This window comes from Aeribacillus sp. FSL K6-1121 (assembly GCF_038003725.1).
Lineage (GTDB): Bacteria > Bacillota > Bacilli > Bacillales > Aeribacillaceae > Aeribacillus > Aeribacillus composti.
In genome coordinates this window covers 1,574,649-1,595,551 of sequence record NZ_JBBOPS010000001.1, presented here as the reverse complement: position 1 = coordinate 1,595,551, position 20,903 = coordinate 1,574,649, and the positions used below count along the sequence as shown (strand labels likewise).

Sequence of the window (20,903 nt, the reverse complement as noted above, 5' to 3'; positions counted from 1 at the left end):
CTCCTACCTTTCTTCCTTTGGCTGAAGCATGCCAGACATCAGCTCAGCAAAATCTTTATGATGAAAGAAATGTTTCTTTGAATCAATGGCGCCGCGCATTCGCAGACCAAATGAAATGAGCATAAACAACTCTGCTGTTTTATCGGCATCAACGGACTGAGGGATTACCCCTGCCTCTTGCCCAGCAGCTATCCATAATTTGGACATATGAATGGCTTGTTCATAATACTGTTGGAGTATGTTCTTGACATCAAGCTGATCGCTTTTTCCGAGAAGATACATTAGTACTTGATTGCCGGGATCTTGAGGATTTTCCAGATCCGACAATCGGGCGGTAATTTCATGCATCGGTTCTTCAAATGATTTCTTTTGCGAAGCCTTATTAAAAAAGCGCCCGTTAATTTCGTCCAGCCTATCTTCCAACACCCAGCTGAAAAGCTCGTCTTTGCTTTTTACATAATGGAAAATGGCTCCTTTAGACAAACCGGAACGCTCCATAATGTCATTGAGCGTTGTATTGGTGCACCCTTTTTCACAAATTAATTCTTTCACAGCGTCCAGCAGCAATCGTTTCGTTTGTTCTCGTTTCTGTTCCCGCTTCAATCAAGTTTCCTCCCGATGTTATGTAACTATTTATAATCAATTATAAAAACCGACCGTCGGTTTGTAAATAAATTGTTTTATTTGGTCAAATGCCTCTTATTGATAAATGATCATAGTTTTATCACTTTACTTTGTGTTGACATGATTGTCACTTGTTAGTTACTTGATCGAAAAGACACATGACAATGTTCACAAAAAGTTCATTGAACAAAAAAAGGAATTTTTCTTTGTGTGCAGAATTTGGAGATTATAAGTGAAAAATGAAGAATTTTGTCTCGCGAATGTTTTTTGCTGTTAGATATGTTTAAATTTTTCGGAATTTATTTGCTGGGACGCGACGATGTATAGAAATATTTCGCAATATTTAATAAATATTTTTAGAATAAAGTCGATATTTTTAGTGACTCCAAAAATTAGACTGAAAAGGGATTTTCTGTAGATGTAGTAATCTTTACTGACAGTTCTAATCAGTTGTCCATATCTGTAAATTATAAAAATGCTTTTCAATAGCAAGATGATATGATTAGAAAAACCAAGAGTAGTGCATTTGTTTTATCCATGATAATTTAGGAGGTGTTTTTTATGACCGTTTTTATTGAAAAAAATGGTAAGTTTTTTATTCATGCTAGTCAATTAAAAGGTCATTTAAGGAAATGTGTATCGGAATTAATAATTAGAGAGTATGGATCACTCTTCCGATCAATCTATTTTGGACAGATTGTTATTTTTAAAAGATCTAATGCTGAGTATGAAAGAATTGTTCAAAAACTTGGGGAGGTCGTTCAAGGGGAAAGATGCAAATCGTATTTAAATACTGCTTTATTTTATGATTTACAAATATTGAAGTATAGAAGTAATCGCTAAAAAGTCTGATTGAAAAATGACAGCTTGGAATCCAACTGTATTCCATACTAAAAGAAAGAGATGTTTTTCTCTTTTTAGAAAATTTTTGTTATGTGAATTATTTTAAATGAAATATTAGTGTGTCAAGGAGCATTCAAAATTATTGTTTAAGATGGTGAAACTATGAATAAAAACCCTAATTTTCAATACGTCGAAAAAGCCTTAATCAAAATATTAATGAATCGTTTTTCAGCGTTTCTTCCTCAAGATGATTTACGTAAAATTAAAGAGTGTTTAAGTATGTTGAACTTCTCATATGACTTAATAGAGGATACATGCTTATTTGAATTAATTGAAGAGGGAACTGGTCGATTCCCTTCACCATTACGCTCTATTTTTAGTCAATTATCTCTTTCCCATGAGAAACCTATCCCGTCTTATTATGCTCCAATGCCATTACACGAACCTTTTATGACACCGAGTGAAGTTCCACCAAGTCTGAACACCCTAGAGAATTACTGGAAAACAATTACGAAAGAGTTTTGTCGATTTTGGTCTAATTGCCCTGATGATGCTCAAGTTCGTATTAGTTACTTTCTTTATTGGGCAGATCAATGGCTCTCAAATATACCAGTAGGGAGTAAAAAGGAATCAGTCCCATTATCTGTATATATTCGTTTAGTTGCATCCATAGCATCTGTTATTCAAAAAGGTGAACATTTGACTTTATTAATGGGTGATATCTCAGGCATCCAGCGTTATTTATTTGATATTTCCAGAATAGGTGGTGGAAGTGTCGCAAAACTTCTTCGTGCTAGAAGCTTCTCATTAGGACTTATTGCAGACGCTGCCGCTTACGATTTACTTGAACGTTTAGGTTTACCAGTATGGAACTTAGTTTTATCAGCAGGTGGTGTTTTTTATCTACTTGCACCAAAAGGCATTGATACATTTATAGAGCAATGGAAAAAAGAAATCAATCAACATCTTTATGAAAAATATCACGGTACCATTGTTCTTCACACAAGTAAAACTGAGGTCTCTCTTCATCAGCTCGAAAATGACTTTCCTTCTTGCTTAACGAATCTTTTTCAACAAATAAGAAAATCGAAGAGTCGTAGCTTTGAAGAAATATTGATTCGAGATGGGAAATGGAATGAAGATGCTTTTATCCATAATGTTAGTATAACTGAGGAATTTTGCAAAAGTTGTCGTCGTTACCCGGCTGATGCTGAGAACGAAGAAAAACTATGTAGGTATTGTCAAGAAGATGAAAAAATAGGAAAGTTAATTCCTAAAACAAAGTATATTGTTTTTCATCAAAAAAATGGAGATATATCCATATTTCCAAATGTATCTGTTTCTCTAATACAGGCAGAAGAGCACATTCCAACCGACTCAAAGTTGATAGTTATCATAAATCAACATCCGATTCCCAAAAAAGAAGTTCCTATTCAACAACGCTGGATGACTAACTATATTCCTACAGCTCCAAAAGGAGGTTGTAACCATTGCAAAGAACAAGGCTTGTTCACAGAAGAGGGAATACCTTTAAGTTTTAATTGTCTAGCTTCACTAGCAAAAGGAAAAGAAAGAATAGCGTATTTAAAGGCGGATGTTGATCGACTCGGAATGCTCTTTTCATTCGGATTAAGAAACAAAGATGAACGTGGTCTTTATACATTGGATGAAATAATGACTCTAAGTCGTTACTTAGAACGATTTTTTGCCGGTCATGTGAACGAGATGATTGAAAAAAAATACCGCAACATCTATACCGTTTTTTCAGGTGGGGACGATTTGTTCCTAATTGGTTCATGGAACGAAGTTATTGAGTTTGCGAAAGAAATTCATCAACAGTTCGTTACGTATGTAGGTGGAAATACAGATGTGACGCTTTCAGCAGGAATAGAAATCGTCCGCTCGAGAATACCGTTACCACATGCAACAAAAATGGTAGAAGAACAGCTCGAGTTAGCTAAAGAAAAACCGAGTTATAATCGAAAACTTGAAGGAAGAAATCAAATAGCCATCCGACATAAACCTGTTGAATGGGGAGATTTTGAAAAGATTCTTAGCGAAGCGGAAAGATTAGGAAAATGGTGTCTTAAAGGGTGTATTTCATCATCGTTTTTACACAAGCTGTATTACTTTGCTAATATGTACCAATCGTTACAAAAAGGGCAAGGGAGTGCTTTTAAACTAGTCCCATTATTAAATGACCAAATCCAAAGGAATATTACAGGAACATTCGAAAATGAGCGACAAGAGATCGGAAATTGGTTTTCCCAATTACTACAAATAGATGTAGCCGAAGTCCGATGGAAATGGGCACATATGAAGCTCATTTTAGAGGTAGCACAACTTTATCGAGAAAGAGAGGAGAAAGACTCATATGGAAATCAAAACATATCTTAATACAGGTTATTTCGATGAGTCGGGAAATTATAAAAGAGAAATATATATTGACTGGGCAAAAGCGATCGCATCTAAACTTAAACGAGATAAAATGACAAGTGCTTCCATCCGCCGCTTTTACGGTCGTGTACGCGCCTTATCGACAATGTTCAGAGATGAAGAAACATTTCAAAGAAATAAACACGAACTACAAAAATTAATTCCACTTGTTTACTATTCATTGCAACGCGATCAAGCAAATGTTCCAGAATCATTTAAAGACTTTCTGGAAGTAAATGTGCGGCTTGCGGAACAAAGTTTGAAAGATTTTAAAGCGTTTGTCGATCATTTTCAATCGGTAGTTGCTTTTTTTCCAAAAGAAGATCAAAAAGGAAACAGAAAGGGGAAATGATACATGAAATTAAATAAATTCATTCAAGTACAAGCTATTATGAAATGTGAAACGGGGTTACGTATCGGCGGATCTAATGAGTCGATTGAAATTGGCGGAGTAGACAACCCAATTATTCGAGATCCAATCAGTGGATTACCATACGTTCCAGGTTCTTCACTAAAGGGAAAAATGCGTTCTCTTTTAGAATCGATATACGGTCGGTTTGAAACAAAAGAAGGAAAAAGAGTAGAGAGGAGAAATGGACAACCGTGTGGATGTGCTGCACGCTTTTGCACTGTATGTAAAGTATTTGGCCCACACAAAAATCCATCTCATCATCTAGGACCTTCTCGTTTAATTGTTCGTGATGCTCACCTTACAAAAGAATGGGAAGAAAAGTTGTCACAACTTCAACTAGAAAAAGGGCTGAATCTTGCTGATTATAAATGGGAAAATACAATTGATCGCATTAAAATGAGCGCTACACCAAGAGGACTTGAGCGAGTACCTGCTGGGACTGAATTTGCAGTAGAGTTTGTTTTAAAAGTATATGATGGTGACAACGAACAAGAAATGATTGAATTTTTTACTCACGGATTAAAGCTACTAGAACATGATTATTTAGGGGGATCTGGCAGCAGAGGATATGGAAAAGTTTCTTTCAATTTTATTAAAAAAATTCAAAAAGATGCAAAAAAATTGAAAGAATTAGAGCTTGTTTAAGGATGTGAGTGTTTTGCAAATTTATGAAATAACCGTTCGCTTGCAAAGCCCGTTCCTTACACCATGGCATGCTGATACCATCTTTGGGCATTTAGCGTGGGCTTACAAAGAGTTAAATGGAGAACAATCATTTGAGGATTGGCTCCTTCTTTTTAAGGAAGGAAGACCACCGTTTATACTTTCGGATGCATGGATAAAAGGACTGTATCCTAAACCAATGATTCCGCCATTAGAAAGAGAAGCGCATACATTTGAGGAACAACTTGAACAAGCAAAAAAAGGTAAAATATTCAAAAAAGTTACGTATTTTACGGAAAATATGTTTTTAAAAGTCATTACCGGTAATTACGAAACTATACTTCATGAAGAACACGAAAGAGACTTATTAGTAGATTATAAGCGTAGTGTATCTCTGCATAACACCATTGACCGCGAACTAGGACATTCCCTTCAAGAAAACGGGGTTTATGAACTGGAGTCAATGTATCTTCCAGACTTTCAATTACTTTCAATATTTGTAAGAGCAGAAAGAGAAAGTGTTATTAAGGAGCTCTTACATCTTTTTGAAATAGTATCAGTAGAGGGATTTGGAAAGAAAAAAAGCATTGGGTTCGGTCGTTTCTCGATACTTGGAATGAAACAACGTTCAGACTTAGATACGGCGCAATCTGGCGGGGATGCGGTTTTGTGGCTTAGCCATGGAGTTCCTAAAAAATTAGATCCCGTCAGCGGATGGTACCAAATCGAAACAAAATACGGGAAGGTTGGAAATACATATTCTTTAGGAAACAACCCATTTAAAAAACCGTTTACCCGAATTAAACCAGGTGCCGTTTTTCGTGTAGACAAGCCACTTCCTTTTTATGGACGGATGGTCGAAAATATACATCCATATTTACACGAAGTTGTTCAATATGGATACGCATTTGCCATTCCTATTAAACTGCCAAAATATATAGAAAAGGAGAAAAGATCGATATGAAAATACTGCTTAGTTTCGTTGGAAATAGAGATCCTTTGGCGAACGATGGCACAGAGGGAGCGATAGTTGCTGCTTTTAAGGCATTACAACCGGATTGGATGTATTTATTTCCAACGGTGAAAAGTCCAACAAGCAAAAGTGATACAGAAGAAAATGCGGAGGAAACAAAAGAGTATATTCTTGGTTTAGCAAAAGAAATGGGAAAAGAGGTTCATATCTCCATAATCCCTATTCAAGTAATGAATCCAACAGATGTGCAAGAAATCATTGAAGAAATGCGTCAAATCATTCGTAAAATTGTTCAAGAAACGAGTCATGAACATGTAGAGTACCTTGTTTCAATTTCTTCTGGTACTCCTCAAATGCAAATGTGTTGGGCGTTACTCGTTTTTTCACGCATCATTCAAGGGAAATTGTATCAAGTTGTCGCTCCCCAATTTGCTGAGGAGAAAGAGCGAGTAAAGGAAGTAAATATAGCTTATTTAGAAGAAGAAAATATCCTCAGACAGATTCAGGACTTACTAAGCAAATATCAATTTTCTACAGCTGCAGATCGCCTTTCTTATTTAGCGAAAGAAGTAACACAATATGGAAGTCGGCAAAAGCTTGCGGAAACTTTAACACATCTAGTACAGGGATATATGTATTGGGACATGCTTCGGTATGAAGACGCTTTAAAAAAATTAAAGGAAGTAAAGGCATCGATTAAAAGAGAGTTTATTGAATTGGAACCGATAGTAGATGAACAGCTCAAAGTGTTGGATTCTTTACGTGAGATTTATGAAGTTGTGACTGAGGATGGTCAATATAGTAGTAAGTTAGACATTGGGTTAATTTTAGTAGATTTATATCATAATATGATCCGTCGCTATGAAGAAGGAAATTATGCAGATTCACTTGCACGCTTCTGGAGAATTTATGAAGAAGGATTATTTTATGTTTTAAGAAGAATCGGTGTAGATCCGAGAAATCTAAATAAAAGTTCAAAAGAAGACTTTAAAGCAGCAGCCATGAAATACTCATCGAATGGAAATTTAACATTAAGTTCAGCTGCAAAAGTTTTAAAAGAAATCAACCTACAATATGTGAGAGAGATGGATCAAATTGTAGTTGAAGTAGCAGGCAAAAAGAAACAATCGTTATCCAACAATTTAGAATATCTTCGTAAGTTACGAAATAGTTCTTATGCGGCTCATGGATTATTACCAGTCAAGGCAGATGATGCAGAATTGGCAGTGAAAACCGCTGAACATTTTTTACACTTCATTTTTCAAAAGCATAATATGCAATCAGAAAAATACTTAAATCTCTATCCTTTCGATCGGTCTTTTTATGGCAGTAGGTTAAATAAAGTGTTAAGTTCTTCATAAGAAATTCATAGTAAATTATGCGATTTATAAGCCAGAAAGAAGGTAGATTTTTATATGAGAATTACATTGAAGTTGAGACCTTCAACTTCAGAAATATCCTTACCGCTCCATTATCAATCAGCAGTTCAAGGTATGTTATATAACTCAATGCGGTCAAAATATTTGTCCGATTTCATCCATAACAAAGGGTATCAAAAAGAAAAACGAACATTCAAATTGTTTACGTTTAGCCGATTGCTTGGAAAACATGAATTGCAAATAGATAAAAAGCAAATTATATTTTACGATGAAGTCACTTGTCACATCGGGACCGCTTTTACCGAAATGGGAAAAGAGTTAATCGATCACTTTACAAATCAAACCGAACTCGTATTGGGGAACAATAAGTGTTTAATTCAAAGTATTGAAGTTGAAAACAAAAAAATTGAACGAGAAGAAGTTATTATTGAAATGCTTTCGCCAATAACTGTTTATTCTACTTATTCCTCTTTAGATGGCAAAAGAAAAACACACTATTTTCAACCGTTGGATCCTATGTTCTCCCAATTGGTTGAAAGAAATTTTGAGAATAAATATGAAGCTATTTATCAGCAAAGACCGCTATCACGATTAATCCTCGAGCCCATAGAAGTAGCTCGTAAAGATAAAGTGGTTACTAAATTTAAAGATTTTTATGTTACGGCTTGGTTGGGAAGATATCGTTTGAAATCATCTCCAGAGTATTTGACGTTTTTGTATAATACTGGTTTAGGTGGACGAAACTCTCAAGGATTTGGCATGTTTCATATCATTGATTAAAATGTTTAAATAGAATGCATCAACTGTCGTCGACCCCCAATCATGCAGAAATCCCAGAGGATCGACGACTCTTTTAAATCTTCATTGAGCCCAAGCAAATCAAAGGTTTGATAAAAATTCCCCTTTTCGTTAAAATAAAAATAACCAGTCAAGCATTAAAAATGAAATGCTTATTTAACAACATTTTTTGAGGTTTTTATCTTAACTATAAGGGATTGAAACTAAGAAAAACAGTCAAGGTCTTCCCCTGACTGTTTAGTTTTTATCTTAACTATAAGGGATTGAAACTGATTTGCTGCCCCGCTAATGAGTACATGTCCCCAATGGAGTATGAGAAGATTCATCAGCAAGGCAAAAAGCAGCAACGTTTCTCACCATAAGTTACGATATAAGGGACATCTTTCCTCTTGAGAAGAGGAATGGTTTACCAAACCGTTCTCCTTCTCAAGAGGCCACCAAACGAAGTGCGGTAGTAGGATTTTAAATTTTTCTCGATTTTACGTGTCTATTTTCTTGACATAATACCATTAGACCCTTATGAGTCAGAGCCTTATTCCCGTATAAAATACCTATATTTAGATTACTTTAACTTCTAAAAAGTCACATCCTGTTATATTATTTTTCTCTATTAGTTCTCTAAGTTCTTCTGATATGAATATTGGAATTTCATCACCCTTGAGTTTAATAATATGCTTTGATTGTATCGCCTCCTTACATAAAGCATATTTTTTTATACTATATATACTTTCACCATCAAGTTCAAACACACTATAATCTGAATTTTCTAAGTTTAATGCATCGACAACATTCAAAATGTTAGCTACCGAAAAACCTTTTAAAATTTTGTTTTCACCTTTAATCACTACATTTATAGGCAGATATTGTATACCATCATCTACTTTCTCTAAAATCGCTTTAAATCTTTCAGAAACTATAAACCACCCTAAATTGTTTGCTAAGTAATCTGTTAATCTTTCTCCTTCTTTAGGGTCAAAGTAAAAGGTGATTTCGCTATTCCAATTATGAATATACTTACCTTCCGATAATTCATATTGTTCAAATCCCTTTGTATCTATACAGTATGCTACTACATCTCTATCATCACTATCATCCATTAGCAACTTATAAAATCTCATTATTTCTTCCTCCAATAATCTTTATAAAGCATCTCCGGGTTCTTTCTAATTTCCTGTTTTACTTGTTCGAATAATCTTAAAAATTTCCTTTTATCCCCCTTAGCTATTTTATCAAAAGTTCTAATATTGCTTAACACATACTCGTGATAAGCATTTGGATGTCTTCCATGATGAGGTAGTAATTCTATATTCCAAACGTCATCCAAATCTAGTCCATATTTTTTTGTTATAGCCTCTATTTGTGGAGTATATTTTTTACTTATTATTAGTAGCATAATGATGTTTTTGTAAAGGTTTACCTGCACCCTTAGTGCTAAGTTCAACGCCATCGTTGCCTGCTTTACCTTCGCCTAGATTTAACCCCGTCTTCTCACTCAGATAAGCTCGAACTTTATTCTCCAATCCATTGGTGTTTTCGGGTGGAACTTTAACGTTCTCAATCCCTTCCATGGCCAATCCCATTTGCCGGCCAGGGATTGAATTTTTCAGATTGGTCAGGGCGTTGTCTAAGAACCGGCCGGCTTTCAGTGCACTATTTGCGCTTTTGTTTTTCAAATGGTGCGGGATTTCTTATCAATCATGCCTTTGCCTCATACACTGAGACCGACCAGGTCGCCAATACCTTTCTTCGTCTTTTCCCATTCAGAAGGGATAACTTGACATCCACTGCCTTCATGCCTCCGATTGAAACGAAATGGATTCCAACATGTGGAACAGCTTTCTGTTTCATTATAAGAGAAAATATGAAACTTTTGGTAAACAGAAAGAAAAAAAGGAATTTTAAGTAAAAACTACCAATCATTTTTCAGATTATGTTCTTATTTCAGATCGTAGGAACCGATCGAATAGACCTAAACCAATTTTTCCAGAATGAAATGTTAAAAATATGGTCTCACTCTTCCTTCAATTGAATGAGAAGGGAATGAGCCGGATGTTTACTTTATTAAAACAGATGGGTCAGGTAAAATGGTTGATACAACATGGATTTCATTGTCGGCAAGCAAACTTTGAAATCTGTTTTAAACGGAAATAAAAAAGAGTCGTCGACCCCCAATCATGCAAAAATCCCCGGGGATCGACGACTCTTTCAAATCTTCATTGAGCCCAAGAAAATCAAAGATTTGATAAAAATTCCCCTTTTCGTTAAAATAAAAATAACCAGTCAAGCATTAAAAATGAAATGCTTATTTAACAACATTTTTTGGGGTTTTTATCTTAACTATGAGGAATTGAAGCATCTCTTCAAGTTCTAGTTCCTCATCAAGGCTTGGTTTTTATCTTAACTATGAGGAATTGAAGCAAACCTTCAATCAAAACATTTAAAACGTCTGACATGTTTTTATCTTAACTATGAGGAATTGAAGCGTTTGAAAGCCTGCTATTTTTTCATCTGATGGATGTCGTTTTTATCTTAACTATGAGGAATTGAAACTAATAAGGTGGGATACCTACACTTTCCTCAAGCAGTTTTTATCTTAACTATGAGGAATTGAAACCATCATTGACTTTGTACCAAATTCTTTCAGAAGCATTTCGTTTTTATCTTAACTATGAGGAATTGAAACATGAAATTTTAAGTTTTGTAACATTGTTGTAACATAAGTTTTTATCTTAACTATAAGGAATTGAAACTTTTGTTTTCTATCGTCGAGGTAAATCTTGATGGCTAGGTTTTTATCTTAACTATAAGAACTTAAATCTCATTCATTCGGACTGGTTCACAACACGTAGGGCAACGTTTTTCATAATTTATTTACTACCCTTTCTCCTTGACAGATGTCTGTAGGAGAAAGGGTTATTTTATTGGCGAACATGATGTAGAAGATTCCTTTTTTTCTCGTTTTGGATTAAATGGACTTGTCATATGATCGTTTGTGACTGATTTTTGTCATAAAACGATCATTTTTGAATGTTTTTGATAAAAAATGATAGATTTTCGAAAGTGCTTACACTATAATGAAATTAGAGAAAGAGAAAACATCCAGATGGGAGTTGATAAGGCTGCTAACACCAGAGAGACACCGGATCATTTTAGAGCTGTTGGAACAAAAGGGAGTCGTCAAAATTCAAGAATTGGTGGAGGCAACCTCTTCGTCAGAATCTACGATTCGAAGAGATTTAAGCCAATTAGAAAAAGAAAAAAAGTTAAAGAGAGTTCATGGCGGAGCTTCCTTATTTCAACAAAGAAGTGAAGAGCTGAGCATCTCCGAAAAATCGACAAAGAATTTAGAAGAAAAGCGGATGATCGCTCAATATGCAGCGAGTCTCATTCAAGATGGTGATTGTATATATTTGGATGCGGGTACAACCACCTTTCAAATGATCCCGTACATTTCTGCTCAAAAAATAAAAGTAGTAACAAATGGATTAACCCATTTGGAAGCACTGCTTGAACAAAATATCGAAACCTATTTAACGGGTGGTTATGTGAAAAAGACCACAAGAGCTCTCATCGGTAAGGGGGCTCAAGAGGGGCTGCAATCGTATCGTTTTGATAAGGCCTTTATGGGTGTTAACGGAATCCACCTTGAGTTTGGTTATACAACTCCTGATCCAGAAGAAGCGGCTGTGAAAAGCCTCGCAATGAATCTCTCACAAAAGTCATTTGTTCTGGCTGATCATACAAAATTTAATGAATTTACCTTTTCAAAAATTACAGATTTAAATGATGCCATCATTATTACAGATGAAATTGATCAAGAAATCTTAGAAGAATTTTCAGCCAAAACCGCAGTAAAGGTTGTGAAATAATCATGATTTATACGGTTACCTTAAATCCATCGATTGATTATCACGTCCGTATTAATCACTTAAAAATAGGAGAATTGAACCGAGCGGAAGAAACACTTTACTTCCCGGGAGGAAAAGGGATCAATGTGTCCCGCGTATTGAAACGCCTTGGTATCGATAGTGTTGTATTAGGGTATGCAGGCGGTTTTACAGGAGATTTTCTTAAGAATGCATTAATTAGTGAAAATATTGCCATTGATTTCACTGAGGTGGAAGAGCCTACCCGGATCAATATAAAGCTGAAAGGAGATCAAGAAACGGAAATTAACGGGAATGGACCTGCCATCTCAAAAGAAAAGCAGGAAAAGCTATTATCAAAAATTTCTTCTTTGAATAAAGATGATGTTTTAGTGCTTGCTGGCAGTTTGCCTCCAACAGTTCCTGAAAATTTTTACGAGACGATAGCATCGATTTGTCAGGAAAGGGAAATACCGTTTGTCGTTGATACATCAGGACCGAGTCTAAAACGGTTGATACCTATGAGACCTTTTTTAATAAAACCGAACCATCACGAATTAGGAGAGTTGTTTCATGTAAACATTGAGACGGTAGAAGATGCAATAAAGTACGGAAAGAAGCTGCAAAATGAAGGAGCAAGGAATGTAATCGTTACCATGGGAGGAAACGGAGCAGTATTGATTAATGCTGATCATACCGTATTGGCCAAAGTCCCAAAAGGTAACGTGAAAAATACAGTAGGAGCTGGGGATTCAACTGTTGCCGGTTTCTTAGCCTCCTATATTCAAAACCATGACGCGATCAAAGCATTCCAACACGGCGTCAGTGCCGGAAGTGCAACAGCATTTTCAGAAGATTTATGTACAAAGGAAAGTGTGGAACAGCTTCTTCCAAATATTCGCTTGGAAATTTATCGGTAAGGAGGATTGTATAATGAAAATCACGGATTTATTAACGAAAGAGACGATTATATTAGATTTACAGTCTGCTACCAAAATGGAAGTACTTAATGAATTAATAGAAACGCTTGCGAGGGCAGGGAAGCTTCACGATAAAGAAGCGTTTAAGGAGGCCATCCTTGCTCGTGAATCTCAAAGTACGACTGGAATTGGCGAAGGGATAGCGATTCCGCATGCTAAAACGAATGCAGTTAAACAGTCTGCGATCGCATTCGGTCGTTCAAAAGCAGGCATTGACTTTGAGTCTTTAGATGGTAAGCCCAGCCATTTATTTTTCATGATTGCAGCTAGTGAAGGCGTCCACAATGCTCATCTAGAAACACTTTCCCGTTTATCGACATTGTTAATGGATCAAGAGTTTCGTAAAAAAATTGAATCAGCCAATTCTGCTGAGGAAATCATTGAAATTATCAATGAAAAAGAAAAGGAAAATGAAGAAGAGAGCGAGCAGATCGATTCTAAAAAAGGAAAAATTTTAGCCGTTACCGCTTGTCCGACTGGTATTGCTCATACGTATATGGCAGCGGATGCTTTGAAGACAAAAGCGAAAGAGTTAGGCGTTGACATTAAGGTTGAAACGAATGGTTCAAGCGGTGTCAAAAATAAGCTGACGCCAGAAGAGATCGAAGAGGCAGACGCAATCATTGTGGCTGCAGATAAGCAAGTGGAAATGGACCGTTTCGATGGCAAACATGTCATTGAAGTCCCTGTTGCACAAGCCATTCGCCAACCAAAAGAGTTGATTGAACGAGCATTAAAGAAAGACGCACCTATTTACAAAGCTTCGGGAAAAGAAACAAATTCAGCGTTTCAACGGGGAGAACGAAAAGGATTTTATAAGCACCTCATGAATGGGGTTTCAAACATGCTGCCATTTGTCGTTGGCGGCGGTATCTTGATTGCCATTTCATTTATTTTTGGGATTAAAGCGTTCGATCCGAACGATCCATCTTACCATCCGATTGCTGAAGCATTGATGACTATTGGCAAGGAAAATGCCTTTAAATTAATGATTCCTGTTTTAGCCGGATTTATTGCCATGAGTATTGCGGATCGTCCGGGATTTGCTCCGGGAATGGTCGGAGGATTTTTGGCAGCAAATGGGGAGGCCGGTTTTCTTGGCGGATTAATTGCCGGTTTCTTAGCCGGATATTTAGTCGTTCTTTTAAAACGAATCTTTCAGGTTCTGCCGCAATCATTAGAAGGGATTAAGCCAGTTTTACTATATCCTTTATTCGGTATTTTAATTACAGGTTTTATTATGATGTATGTGGTGAATGATCCTGTTAAAGCGATTAACGATGGATTGAAAGCTTGGCTGGAAGGCTTAGGAACTGGGAACTTAGTTCTTTTAGGTTTGATTTTAGGGGGAATGATGGCTGTAGATATGGGAGGTCCGATCAACAAAGCAGCCTTTACATTCGGTTTAGCGATGATTGATGCAGGAAACTACGCCCCGCATGCTGCGATTATGGCTGGCGGTATGGTTCCTCCATTAGGACTAGCCATTGCAACAACTTTGTTTAAAAAGAAGTTTACAAAAGCAGAACGAGAAGCAGGAAAAACGTGCTATATTATGGGGGCAACCTTTATAACAGAAGGAGCCATTCCTTTTGCCTCAGCTGATCCAGGACGTGTAATTCCATCGATTATCGTAGGTTCCGCAATTGCCGGTGCGTTAACGATGGTATTTGGAATTGGTTTGTCAGCACCGCACGGAGGCATATTTGTCATCCCGTTTATAAGCGGCAGTCCATGGTTATATGTACTTGCTATTTTAATTGGTTCATTTGTAACAGCTCTTATGGTCGGTTTCTTAAAGAAAGAAGTAAAAGAATAAAAGACTAATACGAGCAGCAAATTTCTTTTAAGGGTTCGGATCTAGTGTCTGAACCCTTTTATGTGTGCGCCCGGCATGGGTGTAATCTATAGGGTGAAAGTCCCGAGCTGCGAAGGCAGAAGTAGCAGTTGGCTTAACGCAAGGGTGTCCGTGGCGACGCGGAATCTGAAGGAAGCGAGCGGCAAACTTTAAGGTCTCTCGGAACACGAACTTCATATGAGGCTAGGTATCACTGGGTGAGTTTGCACAACAAAACAAAGCCCTTTCTGCCGAAGGTGATACAAAGTAAATGAAGCAGATGGATGGAAGGAAAGATTACACTCTTACCCGGGGAGGTCTGGCTGGCACGCCAAGTAACCTTGGTAACCTATCTAGTGATAGATAGCTGAACAGTCAGAAGTCAGCAGAAGTCATAGTACTCTTTCAAGCTCGAGATGGAAGAGGAAGGACTGAACAATTAAGGAGAACGAATCGCTAGGCGTTCATCTTCTGTGTGGAAGCAGACAATCCGATAGGACTTACTTGAAGGAGGAAGTGGTGAATCCCACGGGGGACTTCAAGAGGGTGGAGCAGAAGATGGCACAAATAGAAGAATTCGTTCACGTGGAGAGGATATCAATGTTGATGGAAATGATTTTGTCACGGGAAAATCTCCTGGCGGCACTGAAACGAGTCGAACAGAATAAAGGAGGTCACGGAGTAGATGGCATGTCCGTAAAAGACCTACGAAGACACCTCTACGAAAATTGGGACTCCATTCGACAGTCGTTGAGAGAAGGAACCTACAAGCCCTTACCCGTCCGTCGAGTCGAAATCCCGAAACCGAACGGTGGAGTAAGGCTTCTAGGGATCCCTACCGTGACGGATCGTTTCATCCAACAAGCGATTGCCCAAGTGTTGACGAAAATCTTTGATCCGACCTTCTCGAACCATAGCTATGGTTTCCGCCCAGGTAGAAGGGGACATGATGCGGTTAGGGAAGCAAAGGGTTATATCAAAGAAGGATATCGTTGGGTAGTCGATATAGACCTAGAGAAATTCTTTGACAAGGTGAATCACGACAAACTGATGGGGATCTTAGCGAAAACGATCAAAGATCGAATTCTACTGAAGGTAATCCGCCGGTATCTTCAATCAGGCGTGATGATCAATGGAGTGGTAATGGAAACGGACATGGGAACGACCGTCTCTAGTGAAAATACAATACAATAATAATTTGACAGTTTATTATTGTCACAACCAGTTAAAAGCTTACCCCCACTTTCTCGCCACGAGAATGCGTTCTCACGTGTTTTAAAGTGTACTCGAAGGGTATTAATGGTTTAGTCGCTTTACCATGCATATCTGCCAAACTCCATGTAGGTAGAACCATCATGGGCTCTGAAGTTAATATTGGGTTAACTATAACTAATAAAAAAACTTGAAAGGCTTATAGCCAATCGAGGTAATATAGGTTATAGCTCACGTTTAACTAAATCTAATAAGAAATCCCCGAAATCATTTGCAATTATTTCATACTTTTGTTTGTCTAAGTCAACTCCTGGAAAAAATGAGACAACCTTAGGTTCATTATTATCAATCTTGTTAAAGTCTAAGCAAAAAACTTCATCACTTCCTGTATCGTGAATTATTAATAAATTATTTGGCAAATTACTCTCTCTTCTCTCTGTTAAAGTATACCATATTGCATCTGGAACTGAAGAATTTTCAAAATCGCTACTAATTATCCCGAAAATCTCTTGAGAACCAAAGTTACCCGCACCAAAAGACAACAGAAAATCCAAATATGAACCTGTGAACTTTAACCCAAGTTTTTCTTCTGCTTGAATAATTAATTCTCTTGAGCGGGGACCCACAAAATCACTTAGTTCTGCATTAGACAAAATAATTTTTTTAGCTTGATTATATGCTTCCATACTCATATTTTTCCCTCCCTCTATATACTTTAATTTTCTCCTCGAACTATTTAAAATCACTAACTCTATGTTTCCAATAATCTTTGCGCCATTTATCAAATTCATTCCTGTTAATCCCACTAGGGATAGTATTAGGATTAATGTGGATTATCTTACTATTTTCATTGTGAAATGTTTGTGTAACCTCAGCAATAGAACTTTCATTTCTTTGTGTCATGTGATGGAGATTTATAGGCTTTCGATCTGAACCTAACGGTGCTAACCCCTTTTCCATTCTTTCAAGGTTAGTTCTACCACGCGCATCTTTCATAGTAGTGGATCATCCAAAAAATACCACACCGTCAAAAAAGGGGATACCGTTTCCGAATTGGCTGTTAAATACGGTAGCACGGTTGCACAATAAATCTTGGAACAAACTAAAAGACGTAAACAAAATTTACGTTGGGCAAAAATTGGGGCTGAAATAGACAGGTTTGTTCATAATAAAGTAACATAAGCAAAAAGCCATTTTCAGCAGTGAGAATGGCTTTTAAGCTTTTCTTTATGAGCAAATTATTTAACTCAAATAATAAAGAAAAACCTTGAAAGGATCTGGACTGACCCACCTATTTGAGGCACAGAAAAAACACCTATGCTGCCTGTTTCCTGAACTCAATAGGTGACAGGTAGTTTAATTTGGCCTGAATTCGAATTTGATTATAATAATAGATGTCATTCTGAACCATTTGTTTTACACTAGAGTTAGTGAGATGTTGTTTTTCTTGTGAATAGAATGTTTCAGCCTTTAATGAAGAATGAAACGATTCTATTACGGCATGATCATGGCAGTTTCCTTTGCGGGACATGCTCGTGGTAATGCCTTTTTCTTTGGCTAAATGTTGAAAAGCATAAGACGTATAGACCGCCCCTTGATCGCTATGGAATAACACTTGTTTTGGTTGTCGCTCTTTTACGGCCATTTCTAGTGTCTTTAACACTAGCTGAACATCCTGTCGGTCGCTGATTTGATAGGCAATAATCTCATGATTGTATAAATCCATAATGGTTGACAAGTAAAGCATCGAAGTACCAAACGGCAAATAAGTGATATCCGTTACCCACTTTTCATTTGGTTGAGAAGCCGTAAAATCACGGTTTAAACGATTCGGTACGATGATTTTACTTTCTCCATTGATCCAATTTTGACGTTTATTTTTAATCCCTAACGTCTCCATAATTTCTCGGTTGGTATACCCTGCTTGTTTCATCTCGATAGCTTTCCACTTGATCTCCTTTGGATAATGAACTCTTGTCCCCATAAGTAAAACACCTCCACAAATCGAAGTAAGTTATACATTCGATTCAGGAGGTATTTTTTCCTTGTCCCATTTTACTGGGTCACTTCAATCCTACCCATCAAGGTTTTTTGTAGCTACTATGACTCAAAAGCTGTTCTTTCTGGAAATATGCCACCTTCTCTTACAAGGCAAACTGCCAATCTTTGAGCAGCTCGATCAAAATAAAACTTAGAGGGAATATTTTGATCTGGTAAACTTTCTAACTCTGAAAACTTCCTAGTTATTTTATTTAACTCAATTTTACCCATAATCTCTTCATTAGGTCCGAATTTGTAAACCACAGTTTCATCATCTTCATATTCTTTTAATAATAAAACATACGAAGCCAATTTTACTCCTCCTCTGGTGGATACCACGGACGCCCAGATTCAATTGTTTTATCATGTGCGATCCTGTAATCCGTTTTGAATATTCCTTCAAATTTTGATTCAAAAAGTTCATGATTTAACAAATCAATATCATTCTTGATATAAGTACCTTTTTGAAGTCTATCCCAAGCTTGCGCAATTTGATAATCTGGATCAAAGCGTCCAATTCCATGTTCTTTTATGTGCTCTTTGATAAATAAATGCTCCTTAATTCTTTGTATTCTCTGTTCGGTCATTCCTGTGTTTTTAGCGATAGACTGGACATCAGTTTTGGATTTTCTAAAAGATTCATACATCTCTTCTGCTTTATCAAGTTGCTTTAGATATTCATCAATTGAAAGTTCCCTGCCACCAGTTTGTACATTACCCGTACCCTTAGTGCCAAGTTCAACGCCATCGTTGCCTGCTTTACCTTCACCTAGATTTAACCCCGTCTTCTCACTCAGATAAGCTCGAACTTTATTCTCCAATCCATTGGTGTTTTCGGGTGGAACTTTAACGTTCTCAATCCCTTCCATGGCAAATCCCATTTGCCGGTCAGGGATTGAATTTTTCAGATTGGTCAGGGCGTTGTCTAAGAACCGACCGGCTTTCAGTGCACTATTTGCGCTTTTGTTTTTCAAATGGTGCAGGATTTCTTATCAATCATGCCTTTGCCCCATATACCGAGACAGATCAGGTCGCCAATACCTTTCTTCGTCTTTTCCCATTCAGAAGGGATATACTTGACATCCACTGCCTTCATGCTTCCGATTGAAACGAAATGGATTCCAACATGTGGAACAGCTTTTGTTTCATTATAAGAGAAAATATGAAACTTTTTGCAAACAGGAAGAAAAAAAGGGAATTTTAAGTAAAAAATACCAATCATTTATCAGATCATGTTCTTATTTTAGATCGTAGGAACCGATCGAATAGACCTAAACCAATTTTTCCAGAATGAAACGTTAAATATGGTTTCACTCTTCCTTCAATTGAATGAGAAGGGAATGAGCCCGGATGTTTACTTTATTAAACAGATGGATCAGGTAAAATGATTGATAAAACATGAATTTCAATGTCGGAAGGAAAACTTTGAAATCTGTTTTAAAGAAATAAAAAAGAGTCGTCGACCCCCAATCGTGCAAAAATCCCCGGGGATCGACGACTCTTTTAAATCTTCATTGAGCCCAAGCAAATCAAAGGTTTGATAAAAATTCCCCTTTTCGTTAAAATAAAAATAACCAGTCAAGCATTAAAAATGAAATGCTTATTTAACAACATTTTTTGGGGTTTTTATCTTAACTATGAGGAATTGAAACTACTTTGCTAGGTTCACGACGAAAATTTTAATCATTGTTTTTATCTTAACTATGAGGAATTGAAACTAAGATGGGCAGTCAGATAGTGATATGCCCCTTAAGGTAGACAGATTAAAATATAAAAAATCTGTTTTACCTTAGGGGAGTTTTTCTATGTATAAGCAATATACTACAGAGTTCAAACTTGAAGTTTTACTTGCATATGAAAACCGAGAATGTACTATATCAAGAGCTTTGTAAAAGGCATCAAATTACTAAATATTCTTTAAGGCAATGGATAAATGAATTTGAGGAATTTGGAATAGAGGGTCTAGAACGTTCAAATTCTTGGAAAGGTTTTAAGGAAGCAGCTGTAAAAGATTATTTATCTAGTGAGTTCTCACAGTACGAGATTGTCAGGACATATGGTATTAGTAGATCGGTACTTCAACGATGGATTAAGAAGTATAATAGCCATAGAGATTTACAGGATACGTCGAAAGGAAAGACAAGCTCTATGACTAAAGGAAGAAAAACGACTTGGAATGAACGGATACAAATTGTGCTTAATTGTTTAGGGAACGGAAAAGATTATAAAAAAAAGCAGAGACTTATGAAGTTTCTTATCAACAAGTATATCAATGGGTGAAGAAGTATGAAAATGGTGGAGAAGAAGCGCTTAAAGACAAACGAGGAAGAAAAAAAGATGTCGCAGTAAAATATGGTTCATCAAAGAAAGCCTATTTAAGTGCTATATGATGGATCGATTGTGAGCTATGTTTTAGGACATTCCAATCATCATCATCTTGTATTCAAAACGTTGGATCAAGCCACCGCACTTTTAAATGGAGAGCATCCACTTATTCATAGTGACCGTGGGTTCCAATATACCTCTCATGGTTAACGTACCAAGCAGGGATGACACAAAGTATGTCAAGAGTAGGCAGATGTATTGATAATGGGCCAATGGTATCTTTTTGGGGAACGCTTTAAATGCGAGAAGTATTATTTACATAAGTATCAGACATTTGAAGAATTAGCTCTTGCGATGGATGAGTACATCCGCTTTTATCATTATGAAAGGTATCAAAAAAGATTAAACGGCCTTAGCCCCATGGAATATAGAGCTAAAGCCGCTTAGGTATATTTTTATTATTTCTACTGTCTACTTGACAGGGGGCAGTTCATTTTTGGACAGCCTCTTTTAAG

Annotated in this window: 19 protein-coding genes, 3 pseudogenes and 1 CRISPR repeat array; of the genes and pseudogenes, 14 read left to right on the top strand and 8 right to left on the bottom strand. The window is 36.7% G+C overall.

Features of this window, described 5'->3' with window-relative positions; translation table 11 throughout:
* Window positions 1-3: 3 nt before the first annotated feature.
* Window positions 4-603: a TetR/AcrR family transcriptional regulator gene (locus NSQ61_RS07845; RefSeq protein WP_066249000.1), complete on the bottom strand. Its 600-nt coding sequence runs from the start codon at window positions 601-603 to the stop codon at window positions 4-6.
* Window positions 604-1,185: 582 nt separating this feature from the next.
* Here NSQ61_RS07845 and NSQ61_RS07840 point away from each other — a divergent pair.
* From NSQ61_RS07840 to cas6, 7 genes are all read left to right on the top strand, one after another.
* Window positions 1,186-1,467 carry a hypothetical protein gene (locus NSQ61_RS07840; RefSeq protein ID WP_130158191.1) on the top strand — a complete coding sequence of 94 codons (282 nt, stop codon included), beginning with the start codon at window positions 1,186-1,188 and terminating at the stop codon, window positions 1,465-1,467.
* Between the two features lie 162 nt (window positions 1,468-1,629).
* The gene (gene cas10 / locus NSQ61_RS07835; RefSeq protein ID WP_130158189.1) at window positions 1,630-3,864 is read left to right on the top strand and encodes a type III-A CRISPR-associated protein Cas10/Csm1; all 2,235 of its coding nucleotides are present in this window, start codon (window positions 1,630-1,632) and stop codon (window positions 3,862-3,864) included.
* Window positions 3,842-4,255, top strand: coding sequence for a type III-A CRISPR-associated protein Csm2 (gene csm2 / locus NSQ61_RS07830; protein ID WP_130158187.1), 414 nt, complete (start codon window positions 3,842-3,844; stop codon window positions 4,253-4,255). The genes cas10 and csm2 overlap by 23 nt, the downstream gene beginning before the upstream one ends.
* 3 nt (window positions 4,256-4,258) lie before the next feature.
* Window positions 4,259-4,960, top strand: coding sequence for a type III-A CRISPR-associated RAMP protein Csm3 (csm3, locus tag NSQ61_RS07825; protein WP_130158185.1), 702 nt, complete (start codon window positions 4,259-4,261; stop codon window positions 4,958-4,960).
* Window positions 4,961-4,973: 13 nt separating this feature from the next.
* The gene (gene csm4 / locus NSQ61_RS07820; RefSeq protein ID WP_130158183.1) at window positions 4,974-5,942 is read left to right on the top strand and encodes a type III-A CRISPR-associated RAMP protein Csm4; all 969 of its coding nucleotides are present in this window, start codon (window positions 4,974-4,976) and stop codon (window positions 5,940-5,942) included.
* On the top strand, window positions 5,939-7,312 hold the full coding sequence (locus tag NSQ61_RS07815; protein ID WP_130158181.1) for an RNA repair transcriptional activator RtcR family protein: 1,374 nt from the start codon (window positions 5,939-5,941) through the stop codon (window positions 7,310-7,312). The genes csm4 and NSQ61_RS07815 overlap by 4 nt, the downstream gene beginning before the upstream one ends.
* Window positions 7,313-7,366: 54 nt before the next feature.
* Window positions 7,367-8,110, top strand: coding sequence for a CRISPR-associated endoribonuclease Cas6 (gene cas6, locus NSQ61_RS07810; protein WP_130158179.1), 744 nt, complete (start codon window positions 7,367-7,369; stop codon window positions 8,108-8,110).
* A gap of 575 nt (window positions 8,111-8,685) precedes the next feature.
* Here the strand turns inward: cas6 and NSQ61_RS07805 are convergent.
* Window positions 8,686-9,246, bottom strand: a complete 561-nt coding sequence (locus NSQ61_RS07805; protein WP_130158177.1) for an imm11 family protein — start codon at window positions 9,244-9,246, stop codon at window positions 8,686-8,688.
* Entirely contained in the window at window positions 9,246-9,575 is a 330-nt protein-coding gene (locus NSQ61_RS07800; protein ID WP_207225800.1) for an AHH domain-containing protein, read from the bottom strand. The genes NSQ61_RS07805 and NSQ61_RS07800 overlap by 1 nt, the downstream gene beginning before the upstream one ends.
* 877 nt (window positions 9,576-10,452) lie before the next feature.
* A CRISPR array of direct repeats spans window positions 10,453-10,946; the repeat unit is 30 nt; unit sequence GTTTTTATCTTAACTATGAGGAATTGAAAC.
* A 301-nt stretch (window positions 10,947-11,247) separates the two neighbouring features.
* Between NSQ61_RS07800 and NSQ61_RS07795 the strand changes: the two genes are divergently transcribed.
* From NSQ61_RS07795 to NSQ61_RS07780, 4 genes and pseudogenes are all read left to right on the top strand, one after another.
* A complete protein-coding gene (locus NSQ61_RS07795) occupies window positions 11,248-11,997 on the top strand; it encodes a DeoR/GlpR family DNA-binding transcription regulator (protein ID WP_066249044.1) in 750 nt (249 codons plus the stop codon).
* 2 nt (window positions 11,998-11,999) lie between these two features.
* Entirely contained in the window at window positions 12,000-12,914 is a 915-nt protein-coding gene (gene pfkB / locus NSQ61_RS07790) for a 1-phosphofructokinase (RefSeq protein WP_130158789.1), read from the top strand.
* 13 nt (window positions 12,915-12,927) lie between these two features.
* Window positions 12,928-14,793 (top strand): PTS fructose transporter subunit IIABC, encoded by a 1,866-nt coding sequence (locus tag NSQ61_RS07785; RefSeq protein ID WP_311067195.1) that lies wholly within the window; start codon window positions 12,928-12,930, stop codon window positions 14,791-14,793.
* Between the two features lie 618 nt (window positions 14,794-15,411).
* Window positions 15,412-15,975 (top strand): annotated as a pseudogene (locus NSQ61_RS07780) (reverse transcriptase domain-containing protein); the annotation flags it as partial.
* Window positions 15,976-16,247: 272 nt separating this feature from the next.
* Here NSQ61_RS07780 and NSQ61_RS07775 read toward each other — a convergent pair.
* The 5 genes from NSQ61_RS07775 to NSQ61_RS07755 all read right to left on the bottom strand — a co-directional run bounded on the left by NSQ61_RS07775 (window position 16,248) and on the right by NSQ61_RS07755 (window position 19,037).
* The gene (locus NSQ61_RS07775; protein ID WP_144597891.1) at window positions 16,248-16,715 is read right to left on the bottom strand and encodes an SMI1/KNR4 family protein; all 468 of its coding nucleotides are present in this window, start codon (window positions 16,713-16,715) and stop codon (window positions 16,248-16,250) included.
* 40 nt (window positions 16,716-16,755) lie between these two features.
* The gene (locus NSQ61_RS07770) at window positions 16,756-17,019 is read right to left on the bottom strand and encodes an HNH/ENDO VII family nuclease (RefSeq protein WP_199757337.1); all 264 of its coding nucleotides are present in this window, start codon (window positions 17,017-17,019) and stop codon (window positions 16,756-16,758) included.
* A gap of 319 nt (window positions 17,020-17,338) precedes the next feature.
* Window positions 17,339-18,007, bottom strand: coding sequence for an IS3 family transposase (locus tag NSQ61_RS07765; protein WP_340806632.1), 669 nt, complete (start codon window positions 18,005-18,007; stop codon window positions 17,339-17,341).
* A 116-nt stretch (window positions 18,008-18,123) separates the two neighbouring features.
* Window positions 18,124-18,375 (bottom strand): hypothetical protein, encoded by a 252-nt coding sequence (locus NSQ61_RS07760; RefSeq protein ID WP_066249310.1) that lies wholly within the window; start codon window positions 18,373-18,375, stop codon window positions 18,124-18,126.
* 2 nt (window positions 18,376-18,377) lie between these two features.
* Window positions 18,378-19,037 (bottom strand): hypothetical protein, encoded by a 660-nt coding sequence (locus NSQ61_RS07755; protein ID WP_340806631.1) that lies wholly within the window; start codon window positions 19,035-19,037, stop codon window positions 18,378-18,380.
* An 880-nt stretch (window positions 19,038-19,917) separates the two neighbouring features.
* Here NSQ61_RS07755 and NSQ61_RS07750 point away from each other — a divergent pair.
* From NSQ61_RS07750 to NSQ61_RS20235, 3 genes and pseudogenes are all read left to right on the top strand, one after another.
* Window positions 19,918-20,343 (top strand): helix-turn-helix domain-containing protein, encoded by a 426-nt coding sequence (locus tag NSQ61_RS07750; protein WP_340806630.1) that lies wholly within the window; start codon window positions 19,918-19,920, stop codon window positions 20,341-20,343.
* Window positions 20,310-20,387, top strand: a pseudogene (locus NSQ61_RS20240) (helix-turn-helix domain-containing protein); the annotation flags it as partial. The gene NSQ61_RS07750 and the pseudogene NSQ61_RS20240, both read left to right, overlap by 34 nt.
* A 24-nt stretch (window positions 20,388-20,411) precedes the next feature.
* Window positions 20,412-20,835: pseudogene (locus NSQ61_RS20235) on the top strand (transposase); the annotation flags it as partial.
* Between the last annotated feature and the right edge of the window lie 68 nt (window positions 20,836-20,903).

Coding starts and splice junctions, on each gene's coding strand:
- NSQ61_RS07840 (WP_130158191.1), top strand. CDS start 1,186: ATGACCGTTTTTATTGAAAAAAATGGTAAGTTTTTTATTCATGCTAGT.
- cas10 (WP_130158189.1), top strand. CDS start 1,630: ATGAATAAAAACCCTAATTTTCAATACGTCGAAAAAGCCTTAATCAAA.
- csm2 (WP_130158187.1), top strand. CDS start 3,842: ATGGAAATCAAAACATATCTTAATACAGGTTATTTCGATGAGTCGGGA.
- csm3 (WP_130158185.1), top strand. CDS start 4,259: ATGAAATTAAATAAATTCATTCAAGTACAAGCTATTATGAAATGTGAA.
- NSQ61_RS07815 (WP_130158181.1), top strand. CDS start 5,939: ATGAAAATACTGCTTAGTTTCGTTGGAAATAGAGATCCTTTGGCGAAC.
- cas6 (WP_130158179.1), top strand. CDS start 7,367: ATGAGAATTACATTGAAGTTGAGACCTTCAACTTCAGAAATATCCTTA.
- NSQ61_RS07805 (WP_130158177.1), bottom strand. CDS start 9,246: ATGAGATTTTATAAGTTGCTAATGGATGATAGTGATGATAGAGATGTA.
- NSQ61_RS07800 (WP_207225800.1), bottom strand. CDS start 9,575: ATGGCGTTGAACTTAGCACTAAGGGTGCAGGTAAACCTTTACAAAAAC.
- pfkB (WP_130158789.1), top strand. CDS start 12,000: ATGATTTATACGGTTACCTTAAATCCATCGATTGATTATCACGTCCGT.
- NSQ61_RS07785 (WP_311067195.1), top strand. CDS start 12,928: ATGAAAATCACGGATTTATTAACGAAAGAGACGATTATATTAGATTTA.
- NSQ61_RS07775 (WP_144597891.1), bottom strand. CDS start 16,715: ATGAGTATGGAAGCATATAATCAAGCTAAAAAAATTATTTTGTCTAAT.
- NSQ61_RS07770 (WP_199757337.1), bottom strand. CDS start 17,019: ATGAAAGATGCGCGTGGTAGAACTAACCTTGAAAGAATGGAAAAGGGG.
- NSQ61_RS07765 (WP_340806632.1), bottom strand. CDS start 18,007: ATGGGGACAAGAGTTCATTATCCAAAGGAGATCAAGTGGAAAGCTATC.
- NSQ61_RS07750 (WP_340806630.1), top strand. CDS start 19,918: ATGAAAACCGAGAATGTACTATATCAAGAGCTTTGTAAAAGGCATCAA.